The organism is Brevibacterium casei CIP 102111 (assembly GCF_900169275.1).
Taxonomy (GTDB): domain Bacteria; phylum Actinomycetota; class Actinomycetes; order Actinomycetales; family Brevibacteriaceae; genus Brevibacterium; species Brevibacterium casei.
Window position 1 is genome coordinate 1 of sequence record NZ_FXZC01000024.1, and the last position, 1,046, is coordinate 1,046.

1 protein-coding gene is annotated in these 1,046 nt (G+C 59.8%); it reads right to left on the reverse strand.

What is annotated here, in order from left to right; all coding sequences use genetic code 11:
* Positions 1-74: 74 nt before the first annotated feature.
* Positions 75-1,001, reverse strand: a complete 927-nt coding sequence (locus BC102111_RS18280; protein ID WP_257957756.1) for a branched-chain amino acid ABC transporter permease — start codon at positions 999-1,001, stop codon at positions 75-77.
* Positions 1,002-1,046: the final 45 nt, after the last annotated feature.

The window sequence follows — 1,046 nt, forward strand, 5'->3', positions numbered from 1 at the left end:
CACATCGAGGTCGACATTCTTCACGGCATCAAGTCCGCCGAAGCGTTTCCCGAGGCCTCTGATTTCGAGCAGCGTCACTTCTTCTCCTCGGTCGTGGTGATGGTGTCGGCGGGAGCTCCTCGGTGACCGGCAGCGTCAGCGCTGCTCGGAGTGCCGGCAGGAGTTGAGCCGTCCTTGCGAGCGGAGCCGGTTCGTCGCTTTCGCGCTCGTTTGTCGATGAACCCGGCCACGGTGCCCATGCCTCCGCGCGGGATGAACATCAGAAACTCGAATGTCTTGTCCACGGTCGCAGCATCGGGGCCGATGAAACCGACGACGGAGGCATAGAGGCCGCCGCCGATGCCGCCGAAGAAGGCTGACGCAGCGAAGGCGAGCTGCTTGCTCAGCCCCACATTCACGCCGATCGCGTCGGCAAGGTCCTCGCTGGTTCGAATCGTCAGCAGTGTGCGACCAACGCTGGAGCGACGGATCGCATACGTGACGTAGACGCAGGCCAGAAGGATGATGAAGACGAGATAGAACATCGCCGTCGGGTTGCTGAAATCGATCAGATCCCCAGCCTCGGGGAACTTCACATTGTTGACTCCGGAATGGGCGTGAGTCACCGATTCCCATCGGCTGATGGTAAGATAGATGATGAAGCCGATGGCCATCGTGAAGATGGCGAAGTACTCGTCCTTCGTGCGCAGGGCGATCAGTCCGGACAGATAGCCGATGGCAGAAGTGCCGACCACACCGACGAGGAAAGCCTGCCAGAACGACCAGTCGAAATCGGTCGTCAGCAAGCCGACTGCGTATGCTCCGATGCCGAAGAAGCCGCCCGGGGCGAGAGACAGCTGCCCTGTGAAGCCGAGGATGATGTTCAGCCCGTAGACCGCGATCGCCGAGCACAGACCGACTGTGATCACTCGCATGATGTAGTTCTCATCGCCGAATGCCACCGGTGTCAGGGCAATGACGAGAAGCACGGCCAAAGTTCTTTTTTTTAATGATTCGTCCACCACCGAGATCTACACTCTTTCCCTACGTCCTCGCCTTCAACGCCC